We start from the raw sequence: 16,994 nt of genomic DNA, 5'->3' as shown, positions 1-16,994 counted from the left end.
GGCTGAGATGGCCGGCGAAATCTATGAGGCAGCCCGTGCGTGATTACCTGCTGACGCTCTGTGTCACGGCCGCGGTGACCTATCTGCTGACCGGTCCGGTGCGTAAGTTCGCCATCGCGATCGGGGCGATGCCCGCGATCCGTGCGCGTGACGTCCACCGAGAACCGACACCGAGGCTCGGTGGCATCGCCATGTTCGGCGGGCTGTGCGCCGGACTGATCGTCGCGGCCCATCTCCACAACCTCGACTGGGTCTTCCAGCTCTCCACCGAGCCGCGGGCGCTGCTCTCCGGCGCCGCGCTGATCTGGCTGATCGGTGTCCTGGACGACAAGTTCGAGATCGACGCCCTGATCAAGCTCGGCGGGCAGATGATCGCCGCCGCGGTCATGGTCATCCAGGGTCTGACGATCCTGTGGCTGCCGATCCCCGGCGTCGGCACCGTCGCGCTCACCCAATGGCAGGGCACGCTGCTCACGGTCGCCCTGGTCGTCATCACCATCAACGCGGTCAACTTCGTCGACGGTCTGGACGGCCTCGCGGCGGGCATGGTGTGCATCGCCGCCGCCGCGTTCTTCCTGTACACGTACCGGCTCTGGTACGGGCACATGATCGAGGCGGCGGCCCCGGCGACGCTCTTCATGGCGATCCTGATGGGCATGTGCCTGGGCTTCCTGCCACACAACATGCATCCCGCGCGGATCTTCATGGGCGACTCGGGTTCGATGCTGATCGGGCTGGTGCTCGCGGCCGGCGCGATCTCCGTGACGGGCCGGGTCGACCCGGACACGATGACGCTCTTCGCGGGCAGTGAGCGCGAGGCCACCCAGGCGATGCTGCCGGTCTTCATCCCGCTGCTGCTGCCGCTGACGATCATCGCGATCCCGGCCGCGGACCTGGTGCTGGCGATCGTGCGGCGGACGTGGAACGGGCAGTCGCCGTTCGCGGCGGACCGCGGCCATCTGCACCACCGGCTGCTGGAGATCGGGCACTCGCACAGCAGGTCCGTGCTGATCATGTACTTCTGGTCGGCCCTGATCGCCTTCGGTGCGGTGGGTTACTCGGTGCACTCGACGTCCCTGTGGATCGTGCTGGTGATCATGGGGATGAGCACGATCGGCCTCGTACTGCTGCTGATGCCCCGCTTCACCCCGCAGGCCCCGTACTGGGCGGAACGCTTCGTACCGCCCCGGTACCGCCATCGCCGGAGCAAGGGCGAGGAGCCCGGGGAGGAAGCCGCGTCGGCGCCCGAGGCCCAACAGGAGCCGCAGGAAGGCCCGATGGGGCAGAAGGGTTCCGAGTCGCAGGAGCGCACCCCGGTGGTCGTGGGAGTGTCCGGCGTCAACGGGGCGACCGCGATCGGCCCCCGTTCGCGTCTTTCGGACAGAGACAAGGCTGAATCCGCACGTTGAGAATTCGGGCACCAAGGGGCAATACCAGACAACTAATTGAGTTGCCTTGCTCACATGCGCGAATTCACTCTCACGTGTGACTGTAAGCACACTTTCTTGGTAAAGACCTCATCAAATAGTTTGTGATACCGTTCACGAAGCCCGGTGACGGAGCCGAAGGACTTGAGTAGCACGGTCTCTTGGCCCGAGGCATCGACTCGGACCGGGCCTACGCTCGTCCATGACGACACACTGCCCACCCCCTGCAAGCGGAGCTGCCGCCATGCCGTCCAACGACGCCCGGACTCTCCTTCAAGCCGCCGTACCCACCGCTGTCGCCGGTGCTGTTGCCGTCGCCGTCAGTGCTGGTGTCGCCGGTGGTAAGGGAGCCCTTGGCGCGGGCGTTGCGACGATCGTGGTGATCCTCTTCATGGGGATCGGACTGCTGGTCCTGCAACGGACCGCGCGGTCCCTGCCTCACCTGTTCCAGGCGATGGGGCTGATGCTGTATACGACTCAGCTTCTCCTTCTGTTCATCTTTGTTGCCGCCTTCAAGAACACGACGATGTTCAATCCGAAGGCGTTCGCGATCACGCTGGTCGCGATGACCCTCGTGTGGATCGGCGCACAGACGCGCGCACACATGAAGGCCAAGATCCTTTACGTCGAACCCGAGTCCGACAAGGCGGAAAAGCCCAAGAACACGGGCTCGAAGTCGTGAAGGGTAGGGGCGGGATAAGTGCAGGTTCCAGACCCTGCTATCGTCCGGTTCCAACTGCGGCACTGCGGGCGCGGGCATGTGAGCTGACGCCTGCTCGATCGCGAGGCTCAATGCCTGACTGCCGCTCACACATCCGTAACACCAGTCCAGTGCCGAACCGCGGCTGCGCGCCGCGCCGACACAACGAGGTTGCCGTACCTATGCGCCACGCTGAAGGAGCCCGCGGTGAGTGCTGACCCGACACAGGTGCTCGCCTTCGAGACCGATTGCCACATCTTCGACGGTTGTGGTTTCCCGGGTCCTGGCTTGCACTCTTTCCTGTTCGAGCCGATCTTCGGTGACGCGGACAGCAACGTCTACTTCAACAAGACGATGCTGCTGGCGCTCCTCGGTACGGTCATCATCGTCGGCTTCTTCTGGGCCGCCTTCCGTAAGCCGAAGGTCGTTCCGGGCAAGCTGCAGATGGTCGCCGAGGCCGGCTACGACTTCGTACGCCGCGGAATCGTCTACGAGACGCTCGGCAAGCGCGAGGGCGAGAAGTACGTCCCGCTGATGGTGTCGATCTTCTTCTTCGTGTGGATGATGAACCTCTGGTCGATCATCCCGCTCGCCCAGTTCCCGGTGACGTCGATCATCGCGTACCCGGCCGCTCTGGCCCTGATCGTCTACGTCCTCTGGATGAGCATCACGTTCAAGAGGCACGGCTTCGTCGGTGGCCTCAAGAACCTGACCGGCTACGACAAGTCGCTCGGCGCGGTCCTGCCGCTGATCATGGTCATCGAGTTCTTCTCGAACGTCCTGGTCCGCCCCTTCACGCACGCGGTCCGACTCTTCGCGAACATGTTCGCCGGTCACACGCTGCTGCTGCTCTTCACCATCGCCAGCTGGTACCTGCTCAACGGCATCGGTATCGCCTACGCGGGTGTGTCGTTCGTGATGGTCATCGTGATGACGGCCTTCGAGCTCTTCATCCAGGCCGTTCAGGCGTACGTCTTCGTGCTCCTGGCGTGCACCTTCGTCCAGGGCGCTGTCGCCGAGCACCACTGATCGCGCCCCCCCATACCCCCAGTCGTCCGGTGGCCAACCCCCGCCGGTCCGTGAAAGAGAAGGAAGAACTGGCATGTCCCAGACCCTTGCCGCCGTCACCGGTTCCCTCAGCTCCGTCGGTTACGGCCTGGCCGCCATCGGCCCCGGCGTCGGCGTCGGCATCATCTTCGGTAACGGCACCACGGCCCTCGCCCGTCAGCCTGAGGCTGCCGGCCTGATCCGCGCCAACCAGATCCTCGGCTTCGCCTTCTGTGAGGCGCTCGCCCTCATCGGTCTGGTCATGCCGTTCGTCTACCCGTAATCGGTCACGAACAGACCATTCGACGGAAGGCACTGACGTGAACCCTCTGGTTCAGCTCGCGGCGGAGAAGCCGGAAAACCCGCTCATCCCGCCGATCCCTGAGCTCGTCATTGGCTTCATCGCCTTTGTCATCGTCTTCGGTTTCCTCGCCAAGAAGCTCCTCCCGAACATCAACAAGGTTCTGGAAGAGCGCCGCGAGGCCATCGAAGGCGGTATCGAAAAGGCCGATGCGGCCCAGACCGAGGCCCAGAGCGTGCTTGAGCAGTACAAGGCTCAGCTCGCCGAGGCCCGCCACGAAGCCGCGCGCCTGCGCCAGGAGGCGCAGGAGCAGGGTGCCGTGATCCTGCAGGAGATGCGGGCGGAAGGCCAGCGGCAGCGCGAGGAGATCATCGCTGCCGGTCACGCCCAGATCGAGGCCGACCGCAAGGCCGCGGCCTCCGCGCTGCGTCAGGACGTGGGCAAGCTCGCCACCGACCTGGCCGGCAAGCTCGTCGGCGAGTCCCTCGAGGACCACGCCCGGCAGAGCGGCACCGTCGACCGTTTCCTCGACGAGCTCGAGGCGAAGGCCGAGGCTGTCCGATGAACGGCGCGAGCCGCGAGGCACTGGCTGCCGCACGTGAGTCGCTCGACGCGCTGACCGACAACACATCGGTCGACGCGGCGAAGCTCGCCGAGGAGCTGGCCGCCGTAACGGCGCTGCTCCAGCGCGAGGTCTCACTGCGGCGGGTCCTGACCGACCCGTCGCAGTCCGGCGAGGCCAGGGCGGAGCTGGCCGGACGACTGCTGCGCGGTCAGGTGGGCGGCGAGGCCGTCGACCTGATCTCCGGCATGGTCCGCTCCCGCTGGTCGCAGTCGCGTGACCTGGTCGACTCGGTCGAGGAACTGGCGAACACCGCAGACCTCACCGCCGCCCAGCGCAGCGGAGACCTCGACGACGTCGAGGACGAGCTGTTCCGGTTCGGCCGGATCGTCGCCTCCGACAAGGAGCTGCGCGCCGCGCTCACCAACCGGTCCGCGTCCGCGTCCGCCAAGGGGCAGCTGCTGCACAGCCTGCTCGGCGGCAAGGCACGGCCCGCCACCGAGCGCGTCGTCACGCGGCTTGTCACCCAGCCGCGTGGACGTAGCCTTGAAGAGGGACTCGAGTCCCTCTCCAAGCTCGCCGCGGGGCGCCGGGACCGCATGGTCGCCGTGGTCACCTCGGCCGTGCCGCTGAGTGATCGGCAGAAGCAGCGCCTCGGCGCCGCACTGGCGAAGATCTACGGCCGCCCGATGCACCTGAACCTCGACGTGGACCCCACGGTCCTCGGCGGGATCGTGGTGCGGGTCGGTGACGAGGTCATCAACGGCACCATCTCGGAGCGCCTCGAAGAGGCGACCCGACGCATGGCCGGCTGACCGGCGCAGCGCAGCAACAGAACAGAGCAAGACCAGCGGCCCGGTTGGGCCGTGCAGAAATTGCAGAAGATTCCTGGGGGTCGGCCCCCAGACCCCCTTAAGAAACTTCGGGCCCAACAAGGAGAGCAGGGAACCCAGATGGCGGAGCTCACGATCCGGCCGGAGGAGATCCGGGACGCGCTGGAGAACTTTGTCCAGTCGTACAAGCCGGACGCGGCCTCGCGCGAGGAGGTCGGTACGGTCAGCGTTGCCGGCGACGGCATCGCGAAGGTCGAGGGTCTTCCCTCGGCCATGGCGAACGAGCTGCTGAAGTTCGAGGACGGCACCCTCGGTCTCGCCCTCAACCTCGAGGAGCGCGAGATCGGTGCGATCGTCCTCGGCGAGTTCAGCGGCATCGAAGAGGGCCAGCCGGTGCAGCGCACCGGTGAGGTGCTCTCCGTCGGCGTCGGCGAGGGTTACCTCGGCCGCGTCGTCGACCCGCTCGGCAACCCGATCGACGGTCTCGGCGAGATCGCGACCGACAGCCGCCGCGCCCTCGAGCTGCAGGCCCCTGGCGTCATGGTCCGTAAGTCGGTGCACGAGCCGATGCAGACCGGCTACAAGGCCGTCGACGCCATGGTGCCGATCGGCCGCGGCCAGCGTCAGCTGATCATTGGCGACCGTCAGACGGGTAAGACCGCTCTGGCCGTCGACACGATCATCAACCAGCGCGACAACTGGCGCTCGGGCGACGTGAACAAGCAGGTGCGCTGCATCTACGTCGCCATCGGTCAGAAGGGCTCCACCATCGCCTCCGTGCGCGGTGCCCTCGAAGAGGCCGGCGCGCTCGAGTACACGACCATCGTCGCCGCCCCGGCGTCCGACCCGGCCGGCTTCAAGTACCTGGCGCCGTACACCGGTTCGGCCATCGGCCAGCACTGGATGTACCAGGGCAAGCACGTCCTGATCATCTTCGACGACCTCTCGAAGCAGGCCGACGCCTACCGCGCCGTGTCGCTTCTGCTGCGCCGTCCGCCGGGCCGCGAGGCCTACCCGGGCGACGTCTTCTACCTCCACTCGCGTCTGCTGGAGCGCTGCGCGAAGCTCTCCGACGAGATGGGCGCCGGTTCGATGACGGGCCTCCCGATCGTCGAGACCAAGGCGAACGACGTGTCGGCGTTCATCCCGACCAACGTCATCTCCATCACCGACGGCCAGTGCTTCCTGGAGTCCGACCTGTTCAACGCCGGCCAGCGTCCGGCCCTGAACGTCGGTATCTCGGTCTCGCGTGTCGGTGGTTCCGCCCAGCACAAGGCGATGCGCCAGGTCTCCGGCCGTCTCCGTGTCGACCTCGCCCAGTACCGCGAGCTGGAGGCGTTCGCCGCCTTCGGTTCCGACCTGGACGCGGCCTCGAAGGCGTCGCTGGAGCGCGGTAAGCGCATGGTCGAGCTGCTGAAGCAGCCGCAGTACTCCCCGCTTCCGGTCGAGGAGCAGGTCGTCTCGGTCTGGGCCGGCACCACCGGCAAGATGGACGACGTCCCGGTCGAGGACATCCGTCGCTTCGAGAGCGAGCTGCTGGAGTACCTGCGCCGTGAGCGCAAGGACCTCCTGACCAGCATCGCCGAGGGCGCCAAGATGTCCGACGACACGCTGCAGTCGGTCGCCGACGCGGTCGCCGCCTTCAAGCAGCAGTTCGAGACCTCGGACGGCAAGCTCCTGGGCGAGGGCTGATCGATGGGCGCTCAGCTTCGCGTTTACAAGCGCCGCATCCGCTCCGTCACCGCCACGAAGAAGATCACCAAGGCGATGGAGATGATCGCCGCCTCGCGCATCGTCAAGGCGCAGCGCCAGGTGGCGGCGTCGACGCCGTACGCGACCGAGCTCACCCGCGCGGTGACCGCGGTGGCGACCGGCTCCACCACCAAGCACCCGCTGACCACCGAGGCCGAGACTCCGGCACGGGCCGCGATCCTGCTCATCACGAGCGACCGCGGTCTGGCCGGCGGTTACTCCTCCAACGCCATCAAGGCCGCGGAGCGACTGACCGAGCGGCTCCGGGGCGAGGGCAAGGAGGTCGTCACCTATGTGATCGGCCGCAAGGGTGTCGCCTACTACGGCTTCCGTGAGCGCAAGCTCGCGGATTCGTGGACCGGCTTCACCGACAGCCCGACGTACGCGGATGCGAAGCGGGCTGCGGCCCCGCTGATCGAGGCGGTCACCCAGGAGACCGCCGAGGGCGGCGTGGACGAGCTGCACATCGTCTTCACGGAATTCGTGTCGATGATGACGCAGAACCCGGTCGACGACCGGATGCTGCCGCTCAGTCTCGATGCCACGAACGTCGAGGACGGCAAGGGCGAGATCCTGCCGCTGTTCGACTTCGAGCCGTCGGCGGAGGACGTCCTCGACGCCCTGCTTCCGCGGTACGTCGAGAGCCGGATCTACAACGCGCTGCTGCAGGCCGCTGCTTCCGAGCACGCCGCCCGCCGCCGCGCGATGAAGTCGGCCACCGACAACGCCGGTGAGCTCATCAAGACGCTCTCCCGGCTTGCCAACGCGGCCCGCCAGGCCGAAATCACCCAGGAAATCAGCGAGATCGTCGGTGGTGCCAGTGCGCTGGCCGACGCGACCGCGGGGAGTGACAAGTAATGACGACCACAGTTGAGACGGCCGTTGCCACGGGCCGCGTCGCCCGGGTCATCGGCCCGGTCGTCGACGTGGAGTTCCCCGTCGACGCGATGCCGGAGATCTACAACGCGCTGACCGTCGAGGTGGCCGACCCGGCCGAGGACGGCAAGCTCAAGACGCTGACCCTCGAGGTCGCCCAGCACCTGGGCGACGGTGTGGTCCGTGCGATCTCGATGCAGCCCACCGATGGTCTGGTCCGCCAGGCCGCGGTGACCGACACGGGCACCGGCATCACGGTCCCCGTCGGTGACATCACCAAGGGCAAGGTGTTCAACACCCTCGGTGAGATCCTGAACAAGCCCGAGGCGAACGCCGAGGTCACCGAGCGCTGGCCGATCCACCGCAAGGCGCCCAACTTCGACCAGCTCGAGTCCAAGACCGAGATGTTCGAGACCGGCGTCAAGGTCATCGACCTGCTCACCCCGTACGTCAAGGGTGGAAAGATCGGTCTGTTCGGTGGTGCCGGTGTCGGCAAGACCGTTCTGATCCAGGAAATGATCTACCGCGTGGCCAACAACCACGACGGTGTGTCGGTGTTCGCCGGTGTCGGTGAGCGCACCCGTGAGGGCAACGACCTCATCGAGGAAATGGCCGACTCGGGCGTCATCGACAAGACGGCCCTCGTCTTCGGTCAGATGGACGAGCCGCCGGGCACGCGTCTGCGCGTCGCGCTGGCCGGTCTGACCATGGCGGAGTACTTCCGCGATGTGCAGAAGCAGGACGTGCTCTTCTTCATCGACAACATCTTCCGGTACACCCAGGCCGGCTCCGAGGTGTCCACCCTGCTCGGCCGTATGCCGTCCGCGGTGGGTTACCAGCCGAACCTGGCCGACGAGATGGGTCTGCTGCAGGAGCGCATCACGTCGACCCGTGGTCACTCGATCACCTCGATGCAGGCGATCTACGTCCCCGCGGACGACCTGACCGACCCGGCCCCGGCCACCACCTTCGCCCACCTCGACGCGACGACGGTTCTCTCCCGTCCGATCTCCGAGAAGGGCATCTACCCGGCCGTGGACCCGCTGGACTCCACGTCCCGCATCCTGGACCCGCGTTACATCGCGGCGGACCACTACGCGGCCGCCATGCGTGTCAAGGGGATCCTCCAGAAGTACAAGGACCTCCAGGACATCATCGCGATCCTCGGTATCGACGAGCTGGGCGAGGAGGACAAGCTCGTTGTCCACCGTGCCCGTCGTGTCGAGCGCTTCCTGTCGCAGAACACCCACGTCGCCAAGCAGTTCACCGGCGTGGACGGTTCGGACGTGCCGCTCGACGAGTCGATCGCCGCGTTCAACGCGATCTGCGACGGCGAGTACGACCACTTCCCCGAGCAGGCGTTCTTCATGTGCGGTGGCATCGAGGACCTGAAGGCCAACGCCAAGGAGCTCGGCGTCTCCTGAGCCCCTGGCTCACCGAGGGGGGTGGGGTGTGTCCCGCCCCCCTCACCACGCCCCGTAGAATTGACCCAACACCCGGCTCGAACGGCCGGGTGGTGACCCGAGGAGCCACCCTTGGCTGCTGAGCTGCACGTCGAGCTGGTCGCCGCGGACCGCAGTGTCTGGTCCGGCGAGGCCACCCTGGTCGTCGCGCGCACCACGTCCGGCGACATCGGCGTCATGCCCGGTCACCAGCCGCTTCTGGGTGTGCTGGAATCGGGCCCGGTGACGATCCGTACGAGCGACGGCGGGACCGTGGTCGCCGCTGTGCACGGCGGTTTCATCTCGTTCGCGGACGACAAGCTCTCGCTGCTCGCGGAGATCGCGGAGCTGGCGGACGAGATCGATGTCCAGCGCGCCGAGCATGCGCTGGAGCGCGCGAAGTCGGACACGGACGCCGCCTCCGAGCGGCGCGCCGAAGTGCGACTGCGTGCGGTGGCGGTGCGCTAGCGCCCCGCGACCACGTAGCTTTACCCTCAGCCGCGGCCCGAGCTGGAGACCACTCCAGACCGTGTCGCGGCTGAGGCGATGCAGGTGCGGTTGTAGTTCTGGCGGTATCCGTTACTCGACGACGCGAGGAGGTCGGTGGAGATGTTCCTCGCGCTGTGGGTGGGCGGGTTGGTCGTCGCACTGGTCCTGATTGGACTCTTCGTCTTCGGTCTGCGTCGGCGGCTGATTCAGCGCTCCGGCGGGACCTTCGACTGCAGCCTGCGATGGAACGTATCCGAGGAGCCCGATCTGTCGGGCAAGGGCTGGGTGTACGGGGTCGCCCGGTACAGCGGGGACCGGATCAAATGGTTCCGGGTCTTCTCCTACGCTCCTCGACCCCGCCGGGTCCTGGAGCGTTCTGCGATCGAGGTGGTCGCCCGGCGGCTGCCCGAGGGCGAGGAGGAGCTGGCGCTGCTCTCCGACGCCGTGGTGCTCGGCTGTCTCCACGGGGAGACCCGCCTGGAGCTGGCCATGAGCGACGACGCGCTGACCGGGTTCCTCGCCTGGCTGGAGGCGGCGCCGCCCGGCCAGCGGGTCAACGTGGCCTAGAAACGACCGGCAATTGAGGGCCGGCGGAAAGCGGCCCAGCAGAAGGAAAACCGGGGAGACGGGGGGCGGACCCGTCTCCCCGGCTGCTTTTCCGGGGTGTTGCGCGGTGCTGGTGGGGGGTTGTCTCAGACCGTGAGGGTTACTTCAGACCGCTGTTGATCGCGCCGACGAGTTCACCGTTGGCGGTGTCGCCGCTGAACTCCCAGAAGAACGCGCCTCCCAGGCCCTGGCTCTTCGCCCAGCTCATCTTGGACGTGATGGTGGCCGGGGTGTCGTAGCTCCACCAGTTGGTGCCGCAGTGGGCGTAGGCGGTGCCGGCGACGGTGCCGGTGGCGGGGCAGCTGTTCTTGAGGACCTTGTAGTCCTCGATGCCGGCCTCGTAGGTGCCGGGTGCGGCGCCGGTGGCGGTGCCGCCGGGGGCGTCCTGGGTGACGCCGGTCCAGCCGCGGCCGTAGAAGCCGATGCCGAGCAGCAGCTTGGACGCGGGGACGCCCTGGGCCTTCAGCTTGGCGATGGCGTCGGCGGAGTTGAAGCCGGCCTTCGGGATGCCGTTGTACGAGGTGAGCGGGGAGTGCGGGGCGGTCGGGCCCTTGGCGTCCCAGGCGCCGAAGAAGTCGTACGTCATCACGTTGTACCAGTCCAGGGACTGGGCGGCGCCGGCGTAGTCGGCGAGGTCGATCTTGCCGCCGTCGGAGCCGTCGGCCGTGATGGCGGCGGTCACCAGGTAGTCCTTGCCGAACTTGGTGCGCAGCGCCGAGGTGAGGCCCTTCAGCGCGGCCGGGCCGCTGGTGTCACAGGTCAGGCCGCAGGCGTTGGGGTACTCCCAGTCGATGTCGATGCCGTCGAAGACATCGGCCCAGCGCGGGTCCTCCACCAGGCCGTAGCAGGACTCGGCGAAGGCGGCCGGATTCTTCGCGGCGTCACCGAAGCCGCCGGACCAGGTCCAGCCGCCGAACGACCACAGGATCTTGATGTGCGGGTACTTGGCCTTCAGCTTGCGCAGCTGGTTGAAGCTGCCGCGCAGCGGCTGGTCCCAGGTGTCGGCCACGCCGTCGACCGACTGGTCGGCGGTGTACGCCTTGTCGTAGTCGGCGTAGGAGTCACCGATCGTGCACTTGCCGCCCTGGACGTTACCGAAGGCGTAGTTGATGTGCGTGATCTTCGCGGCTGAGCCCGAGGTGTCCAGGTTCTTGACGTGGTAATTGCGCCCGTAGACGCCCCAGTTGGCGAAGTAGCCGAGGTTGACCTTGCCGCCGGTGCCGGGGTCGGGGTTCCCGCCGCCGGTGGTGTGGACCTTGACCGCGCCGCTGACCGGGCCGGTCTGGTCGGCGGTGTCACGAGCCTGCACGGTGTACGAGTAGTCCGTGCCGGCCTTGAGGCCGGAGTCCGTGTACGTCGTGCCGGTGACCGTCGAGACGACCGCGCCGTCCCGCAGGACGTCGTAGTTCTTGATGCCGTTGTCGTCGGTCGCGGCGGTCCAGCTCAGCTTGGCCGAGGTGTCGGTGACGGCGCTCGCGGTCGGGGTGCCCGGTGCCGAGGGGGCGTTGTCGCCGGGGACGCTGCCGCCGTCGCAGGAGGCGCCGTTCAGCTTGCAGCCGGTGGGGGCGCCGGGGCCGGTGCCGTTGAAGCCGAAGCTGACGGAGGCGCCGGGGGCGACCGAGCCGTTCCAGCCGAGGTTCTTGGCGGTCCAGTGGGTTCCGGAGCTGGTGACGGTGGCGTCCCAGGCGGAGCCGACCGCGGTGCCGGAGGGGAAGTCCCACTCGATGATCCAGGAGGACAGGGCGGTGGTGCCGGTGTTCTTCACCGTCCACTGGCCCTCGAAACCGCTGCCCCAGTCGGACTTCTTGACGAAGGAGGCGGTCGCCGAGGTGGCGGCCTCGGCGGGGGATGCCAGGCCGACCATCGCGGCGAGTGGAAGCAGCAGCGCGGTGAGGCCCGCTACCGCTCTGGATCTGGTGGCTCTGCCGGTCCCGAGTCTGAATCGGGTCCGGCGTAGGGGGGTTTCAGTGCTCAACGGTGCTCCTCGGGTGAGGTCCGGACAATCGGGGGTGGTCCGTGGACTGCAAACCCTGCGCCGCCCTGAGCCCGCCTTGTCATGGCGTGCTCACCGCAGTGTGCTCGGTGAGATTAGGAAGGTCTGGACCAATCGTCAAGAGGTCTGGACCAAAGTTCCCCGCAAAACCTCAGACGCCCAACTCCTGTGCCAGCACGGCCGCCTGCACCCGGCTGCGCAGCTCCAGCTTGCCCAGCAGCCTGCTCACATGGGTCTTCACCGTCCCCTCTGCCACGGAGAGCCGGATCGCGATCTCGGCGTTCGACAAGCCCTCGCCGAGGCAGCCCAGAACCTCCCGCTCCCGCCGGGTGAGCCCGTCGAGCACCGAAGGGTCGGGCGCGTTCGCCGGCCGTACGGGCGAGGCCCCGGCGAACTCGGCGATCAGCCTGCGCGTCACAGCCGGCGCGATCAGCCCCTCGCCGCGCGCCACCGTCCGTACGGCGTCGAGCAGATCGCGCGCCTCGGTGTTCTTCAGCAGGAAGCCCGCGGCCCCCGCCCGCAGCGCCCCGAAGACGTACTCGTCCAGATCGAAGGTGGTCAGCACCAGCACGTCCGCGAGCCGTTCGGCAACCACCTGCCCGGTCGCCGACACCCCGTCCAGCCGCGGCATCTGAATGTCCATCAGCACCAGGTCCGGCCGCAGCGTGCGGGCCAGCCGCACCGCCTCCTCGCCGTCCCCGGCCTCGCCCACGACCTCGATGTCGGGGGCGCTGCGCAGAATGAGCACCAGCCCCGCCCGGACGGCCGACTGGTCCTCGGCGACCACAACCCGGATCGTCATGTCCTCGACGTCCCTTCCTCCACGGGCAGTTCGGCCCGTACCCGCCAGATCTTCGTACCGTCGCCGGTGGTCGACGGGCCGGCCTCGATCGTGCCGCCCAGCAGCGCCACCCGTTCCCGCATCCCCACCAGCCCCGCCCCCGAGCCGGGTGCGCGCGGCCCGGAACGGTTCCCGAACACACTGCTGACCTCCACCGTGAGCAGCTGCCCGGACTGCCCGAGCCGCACCGCGACCGGGCCGGGCGCGGCATGCTTGAGCGCGTTCGTCAGGGACTCCTGGACGATCCGGTACGCGGCCAGCTCGACCGGCGTGGGCAGTGCGCCGCCCTCGCCCCGGTCGTCCTCGAACGTACAGGTCAGCCCGCTCGACGCGGCGTTCGCGCGGGTCTGCTCCACCAGTGCGTCCAGCGAGGCGAGGGTGGGTGAGGCGGCCGGTTCCCGCGCCCCGCCGCCGGTACGCAGCAGCCCGATCAGCCGGCGCATCTCGGCGAGCCCGTCGACGCTGTTCTCCCGGATCACCCCCAGCGCGTCGCGGGAGGTGGCCGGGTCGTCGATGGAGAGCGCGGCGGTGGAGTGGATGGCGATCGCCGACAGGTGGTTGGCCACCATGTCGTGGAGCTCGCGGGCCATCCGGGTGCGCTCGGCGGTCACCGCCTGGACCCGGTCCATCTCGGCGAGCAGCGCGGTCTGTTCGGCGTGCAGCCGGGCCGTCTCGGCGGCGTCGCGGTGGTTGCGGACGCTCACCCCGGTGAGGGCGGGCAGGAACGAGACCATGCCGGTGACGACACCGATGAGCAGCGCCTGGGGGCTGCGGAGCCAGGCCAGGAACCCGATGGTGACCGCGACCGTGATCAGGAACGTGGTCACCGGGATGCGGCGGGCGGCGGACGGTGTCCCGTACAGCACGGCCGCGTACATCAGGTCCGTGAACATCAGCACCGTCGCCAGGTTCCCGACCGTGAACTGGTCCGCGACCAGTGCGAGCGTGCCGATGGCCAGGGCCGTCTGCGGGGCGGTCCGGCGGACCAGTTCGAGCCCCGACACGACGGCGAGCGGCAGCAGGCAGACCCACGGGGCGACGAAGAGCCGGTTGCCCTGGAGATACAGGCCGAGCGCCCACAGGGCGAGGCCGCCGAGGAGACCGATGGCGGCCATGAGCACGTCGTGGCGGTGCGGCCGCGGAAGGGAGAACACCCCCCCATCCAACACGGCGGCCGGCGCCCGGACCTCCGTACCAGGGGCGAAGCCCGAGTACATCGAAGGATGCAGTCGCGGTTCGTCACGACAGACGACGAATCGGGGCCGCGCGGCCGGGAGGCTGGAGGAAACGGGAAAGGGGAAGTGCCGTGATCGTCACGCTGATCGTGCTCTGCGAAGTCGCCTTCTGGGTGCTGCTGGCCGCGGGGCTCGCGCTGCGGTACCTGGCGAAGAAACCGAGGCTGGGCGCGGCCGTGCTGCTGTGCGAGCCGCTGTTGGAGGTCGTACTGCTGGTGGTGACCGCCATCGACCTGAAGAACGGGGCGCAGCCCGACTGGAAACACGGGCTCGCCGCGGTCTACATCGGCTTCACGGTGGGGCTCGGCCACTCCACGATCCGCTGGGTCGACGCCCGGGTCGCGCACCGCTTCGCGGGCGGGCCGCCGCCGGTGAAGCCGCCGAAGTACGGCATGGCGCGCGCGGTGCACGAGTGGAAGGTGGCGGCGCGCTGGACGGTCGCCGCGGTGACCGCGCTGGCGCTGCTCCAGGCGGCCGTCTGGTACGTGGGCGGGGACGGTGATGTGTCCTCGCTCCAGGCGTGGCAGCAGACGATGCTGTTCGTGATCGGGATCAACGTGGTCATCGCGGGGAGTTACACGCTGTTCCCGAAGACGGCGCCGGGGCCGTCGAGCTGACCCCGGCCCGTCCCGGCCCGCGGACCGGGACGGCTACCGCTCGCCGCCCGGCACCCACAGCACGTCGCCGACCTCCTTGTTCGCCGTCCTCGCGAGGATGAACAGCAGGTCGGAGAGCCGGTTGAGATACGTCGCGGTCAGCGCGTTCATCACCTCGCCGTGCACCTCCAGCGCCGCCCAGGTGGACCGCTCCGCGCGCCGGACCACCGTGCACGCCTGGTGCAGCAGCGCCGCCCCGGGGGTGCCGCCCGGCAGGATGAAGCTGCGCAGCTTCTCCAGCTGCTCCAGGAAGTGGTCGCAGTCCGCCTCCAGCTTGTCGACGTAGCTCTGCTCCACCCGCAGCGGCGGGTATTTCGGGTCCTCGACGACCGGGGTCGACAGGTCCGCGCCCACGTCGAACAGGTCGTTCTGCACACGGACGAGGACCTTCACGACGTCCTCGGGGAGCTGCCCGAGCGCGATCGCGGTACCGATGACGGCATTGGCCTCATTGGCGTCGGCGTACGCGGAGATCCGCAGATCGGTCTTGGCGGTCCGGCTCATGTCGCCGAGGGCGGTGGTGCCCTGGTCGCCGGTGCGCGTGTAGATACGTGTCAGATTGACCATGCGGTCAGCCTAAGGGCTGTCCCGCCAGGGACCGCGGGACCGCCCTCGGTCAGGCACCCGCCCGCCGGAAGACGCGGGCGCCCACCGCCACGGAGACCGCCGCGAAGCCGAGCGAGACCAGCACCCCGTACAGCATGTGCGCGGTGGCGTACGACCCCACGTACGCGTCCCGCACCGCGTCCACGAGGTAGCGGAACGGCGTGAGGTGCGAGAGCACGTCCAGCCAGCCGGGGCCCAGTGTCATCGGCAGCATCAGACCGGAGAGCAGCATCGCCGGCATGGTGATCGAGTTGATCACCGGGCCGAACTCCTGCGGGGTGCTGACCTTCATGGCCAGGGCGTACGAGAGCGAGGCCAGCGAGACCGTCAGCAGGCCGACGAACGCGAAGCCGATCAGCACCCCGGGCAGGGGAGCGCGCAGCCCCATGAGCAGGGCGGTGAGCACCAGCAGCACCGCCTGGAACATGAACAGGAGCGCATCGCGCAGGGCCCGGCCCAGGAGCAGCGCCAGCCGGCTGACCGGGGTCACCCGCATCCGCTCCACGACCCCGGTCGACTTGTCGATGATGATGGCGAACCCGGCGAACGATGCGCCGAACAGGCCCAGTTGGAGCAGCAGTCCGGGGACCAGGACCTGCCAGGAGTCACCTGCCGAGCCGAGCGGCAGCCCGGTGAGCAGTGGACCGAAGAAGAGCAGGTAGAGCAGCGGCATCAGGATGCCGAAGAGGATCTGGAACTTCGAGCGCAGGGTCTGCCGGGCGTACCGCCCGAAGACGAGCGCGGTGTCGTGGAGAAGCATCGGACTCGATTCCTAGACGGCGACGGGAGCGGTGTCGGCAGGCGCGGGGGAGCGCCCGGTGATCGCCAGGAACGCCTCCTGGAGCGAGGCGGCGGGCGAGCCCGCGTACCGGGTCTTCAGCGCGGCCGGTGTGCCCTCGGCCACGACCAGGCCGCCGTCGACCACGACCAGCCGGTCCGCGAGCGCGTCGGCCTCGTCGAGGTAGTGGGTGGTGAGCACGACGGTCGTGCCGTACGTGTCCCGCAGTCGGCGCACCAGCTCCCACAGGTCGGTGCGGCTGCCCGGGTCGAGCCCGGTGGTCGGCTCGTCGAGGAAGAGCACGGCCGGGCGGTGAGTGAGCCCCATGGCGATGTCGAGCCGGCGCCGCTGGCCCCCGGAGAGCGTGGCCGTCCTGCGGTCGAGCAGCTCGGAAAGGCCCAGTCCGGCGGCGAGTTCCGTGGCCCGGGACGCTGCCGCCGCCTTGCCGAGCCGGTAGAGCCGGCCCTGGGTGACCAGTTCCTCCCGGACGCTGATGTGGGGATCGACGCCGCCCGACTGAGCCACGTACCCGCACTTCTTCCGTACGCCCGCCGGGTCCGCGAGCAGATCGCAGCCGGCCACGGTGGCGGCGCCGCCGGTGGGGGCGAGCAGCGTGGTGAGCATGCGCAGGGTGGTGGTCTTGCCCGCTCCGTTGGGGCCGAGGAGGCCGCCGATCTCGCCGGCCGCGACCGTCATGTCGATGGAACGTACGGCCTCCACCGGACCGGCCTTGGTGACGAAGGTCCGGGCGAGCCCGGCCGTGCTGATGATTGGCATAGTGACCACAAAAACAGAGTGACTGAAAAATTGCAATGACACCAAATATTGAGGAACCCCAGAGGAGTCCTAC

At 68.4% G+C, this 16,994-nt stretch carries 18 protein-coding genes; 12 read left to right on the top strand and 6 right to left on the bottom strand.

The window, feature by feature from the left end; all coding sequences use genetic code 11:
• Positions 1-23 precede the first annotated feature (23 nt).
• The 11 genes from OHA19_RS13185 (at position 24) to OHA19_RS13135 (ending at position 9,996) form a co-directional block, all read left to right on the top strand.
• Entirely contained in the window at positions 24-1,409 is a 1,386-nt protein-coding gene (locus tag OHA19_RS13185; RefSeq protein WP_405716609.1) for an MraY family glycosyltransferase, read from the top strand.
• A gap of 262 nt (positions 1,410-1,671) precedes the next feature.
• Positions 1,672-2,109, top strand: coding sequence for a hypothetical protein (locus OHA19_RS13180; RefSeq protein WP_124716366.1), 438 nt, complete (start codon positions 1,672-1,674; stop codon positions 2,107-2,109).
• A 210-nt stretch (positions 2,110-2,319) separates the two neighbouring features.
• A complete protein-coding gene (atpB, locus tag OHA19_RS13175) occupies positions 2,320-3,156 on the top strand; it encodes a F0F1 ATP synthase subunit A (RefSeq protein ID WP_405721870.1) in 837 nt (278 codons plus the stop codon).
• Between the two features lie 73 nt (positions 3,157-3,229).
• The gene (locus tag OHA19_RS13170; RefSeq protein ID WP_405716610.1) at positions 3,230-3,457 is read left to right on the top strand and encodes a F0F1 ATP synthase subunit C; all 228 of its coding nucleotides are present in this window, start codon (positions 3,230-3,232) and stop codon (positions 3,455-3,457) included.
• 37 nt (positions 3,458-3,494) lie between these two features.
• Positions 3,495-4,040, top strand: a complete 546-nt coding sequence (locus tag OHA19_RS13165; RefSeq protein WP_124716364.1) for a F0F1 ATP synthase subunit B — start codon at positions 3,495-3,497, stop codon at positions 4,038-4,040.
• On the top strand, positions 4,037-4,852 hold the full coding sequence (locus tag OHA19_RS13160) for a F0F1 ATP synthase subunit delta (RefSeq protein WP_405716611.1): 816 nt from the start codon (positions 4,037-4,039) through the stop codon (positions 4,850-4,852). The genes OHA19_RS13165 and OHA19_RS13160 overlap by 4 nt, the downstream gene beginning before the upstream one ends.
• A 138-nt stretch (positions 4,853-4,990) precedes the next feature.
• Positions 4,991-6,562 (top strand): F0F1 ATP synthase subunit alpha, encoded by a 1,572-nt coding sequence (gene atpA / locus OHA19_RS13155; RefSeq protein WP_405716612.1) that lies wholly within the window; start codon positions 4,991-4,993, stop codon positions 6,560-6,562.
• A gap of 3 nt (positions 6,563-6,565) precedes the next feature.
• Positions 6,566-7,480, top strand: a complete 915-nt coding sequence (locus OHA19_RS13150) for a F0F1 ATP synthase subunit gamma (protein WP_405716613.1) — start codon at positions 6,566-6,568, stop codon at positions 7,478-7,480.
• A complete protein-coding gene (atpD, locus tag OHA19_RS13145; protein WP_405716614.1) occupies positions 7,480-8,922 on the top strand; it encodes a F0F1 ATP synthase subunit beta in 1,443 nt (480 codons plus the stop codon). The genes OHA19_RS13150 and atpD overlap by 1 nt, the downstream gene beginning before the upstream one ends.
• A 111-nt stretch (positions 8,923-9,033) precedes the next feature.
• A complete protein-coding gene (locus tag OHA19_RS13140) occupies positions 9,034-9,408 on the top strand; it encodes a F0F1 ATP synthase subunit epsilon (RefSeq protein ID WP_405716615.1) in 375 nt (124 codons plus the stop codon).
• A gap of 141 nt (positions 9,409-9,549) precedes the next feature.
• The gene (locus OHA19_RS13135; RefSeq protein WP_405721872.1) at positions 9,550-9,996 is read left to right on the top strand and encodes a DUF2550 domain-containing protein; all 447 of its coding nucleotides are present in this window, start codon (positions 9,550-9,552) and stop codon (positions 9,994-9,996) included.
• 139 nt (positions 9,997-10,135) lie between these two features.
• Here OHA19_RS13135 and OHA19_RS13130 read toward each other — a convergent pair whose 3' ends face one another.
• The 3 genes from OHA19_RS13130 to OHA19_RS13120 form a co-directional block, all read right to left on the bottom strand.
• Positions 10,136-12,010, bottom strand: a complete 1,875-nt coding sequence (locus OHA19_RS13130) for a glycosyl hydrolase family 18 protein (protein ID WP_405716616.1) — start codon at positions 12,008-12,010, stop codon at positions 10,136-10,138.
• Between the two features lie 169 nt (positions 12,011-12,179).
• Complete coding sequence (locus OHA19_RS13125; RefSeq protein ID WP_405716617.1) at positions 12,180-12,830, bottom strand: response regulator; 651 nt, start codon at positions 12,828-12,830, stop codon at positions 12,180-12,182.
• Complete coding sequence (locus OHA19_RS13120) at positions 12,827-14,023, bottom strand: sensor histidine kinase (RefSeq protein WP_405750319.1); 1,197 nt, start codon at positions 14,021-14,023, stop codon at positions 12,827-12,829. The genes OHA19_RS13125 and OHA19_RS13120 overlap by 4 nt, the downstream gene beginning before the upstream one ends.
• Before the next feature lie 152 nt (positions 14,024-14,175).
• Between OHA19_RS13120 and OHA19_RS13115 the strand changes: the two genes are divergently transcribed.
• Positions 14,176-14,721, top strand: a complete 546-nt coding sequence (locus OHA19_RS13115) for a hypothetical protein (RefSeq protein WP_405716619.1) — start codon at positions 14,176-14,178, stop codon at positions 14,719-14,721.
• 33 nt (positions 14,722-14,754) lie between these two features.
• On the opposite strand, the gene OHA19_RS13110 is transcribed toward OHA19_RS13115, so the two are convergent.
• The 3 genes from OHA19_RS13110 to OHA19_RS13100 are packed head-to-tail and all read right to left on the bottom strand — an operon-like array spanning position 14,755 to position 16,921.
• The gene (locus OHA19_RS13110) at positions 14,755-15,327 is read right to left on the bottom strand and encodes a cob(I)yrinic acid a,c-diamide adenosyltransferase (RefSeq protein WP_259931864.1); all 573 of its coding nucleotides are present in this window, start codon (positions 15,325-15,327) and stop codon (positions 14,755-14,757) included.
• Between the two features lie 49 nt (positions 15,328-15,376).
• Positions 15,377-16,126 (bottom strand): ABC transporter permease, encoded by a 750-nt coding sequence (locus OHA19_RS13105; protein ID WP_405716620.1) that lies wholly within the window; start codon positions 16,124-16,126, stop codon positions 15,377-15,379.
• A 12-nt stretch (positions 16,127-16,138) separates the two neighbouring features.
• Positions 16,139-16,921, bottom strand: a complete 783-nt coding sequence (locus OHA19_RS13100) for an ABC transporter ATP-binding protein (RefSeq protein ID WP_405750316.1) — start codon at positions 16,919-16,921, stop codon at positions 16,139-16,141.
• Between the last annotated feature and the right edge of the window lie 73 nt (positions 16,922-16,994).

The sequence above is a fragment of the Streptomyces sp. NBC_00012 genome, from assembly GCF_045040875.1.
Taxonomy (GTDB): Bacteria; Actinomycetota; Actinomycetes; order Streptomycetales; family Streptomycetaceae; genus Streptomyces.
This window is presented reverse-complemented; position numbering and strand designations above follow the sequence as displayed.

Coding starts and splice junctions, on each gene's coding strand:
- OHA19_RS13170 (WP_405716610.1), top strand. CDS start 3,230: ATGTCCCAGACCCTTGCCGCCGTCACCGGTTCCCTCAGCTCCGTCGGT.
- OHA19_RS13110 (WP_259931864.1), bottom strand. CDS start 15,327: ATGGTCAATCTGACACGTATCTACACGCGCACCGGCGACCAGGGCACC.
- OHA19_RS13185 (WP_405716609.1), top strand. CDS start 24: ATGAGGCAGCCCGTGCGTGATTACCTGCTGACGCTCTGTGTCACGGCC.
- OHA19_RS13160 (WP_405716611.1), top strand. CDS start 4,037: ATGAACGGCGCGAGCCGCGAGGCACTGGCTGCCGCACGTGAGTCGCTC.
- OHA19_RS13105 (WP_405716620.1), bottom strand. CDS start 16,126: ATGCTTCTCCACGACACCGCGCTCGTCTTCGGGCGGTACGCCCGGCAG.
- OHA19_RS13125 (WP_405716617.1), bottom strand. CDS start 12,830: ATGACGATCCGGGTTGTGGTCGCCGAGGACCAGTCGGCCGTCCGGGCG.
- atpA (WP_405716612.1), top strand. CDS start 4,991: ATGGCGGAGCTCACGATCCGGCCGGAGGAGATCCGGGACGCGCTGGAG.
- OHA19_RS13100 (WP_405750316.1), bottom strand. CDS start 16,921: ATGCCAATCATCAGCACGGCCGGGCTCGCCCGGACCTTCGTCACCAAG.
- OHA19_RS13135 (WP_405721872.1), top strand. CDS start 9,550: ATGTTCCTCGCGCTGTGGGTGGGCGGGTTGGTCGTCGCACTGGTCCTG.
- atpD (WP_405716614.1), top strand. CDS start 7,480: ATGACGACCACAGTTGAGACGGCCGTTGCCACGGGCCGCGTCGCCCGG.
- OHA19_RS13150 (WP_405716613.1), top strand. CDS start 6,566: ATGGGCGCTCAGCTTCGCGTTTACAAGCGCCGCATCCGCTCCGTCACC.
- OHA19_RS13180 (WP_124716366.1), top strand. CDS start 1,672: ATGCCGTCCAACGACGCCCGGACTCTCCTTCAAGCCGCCGTACCCACC.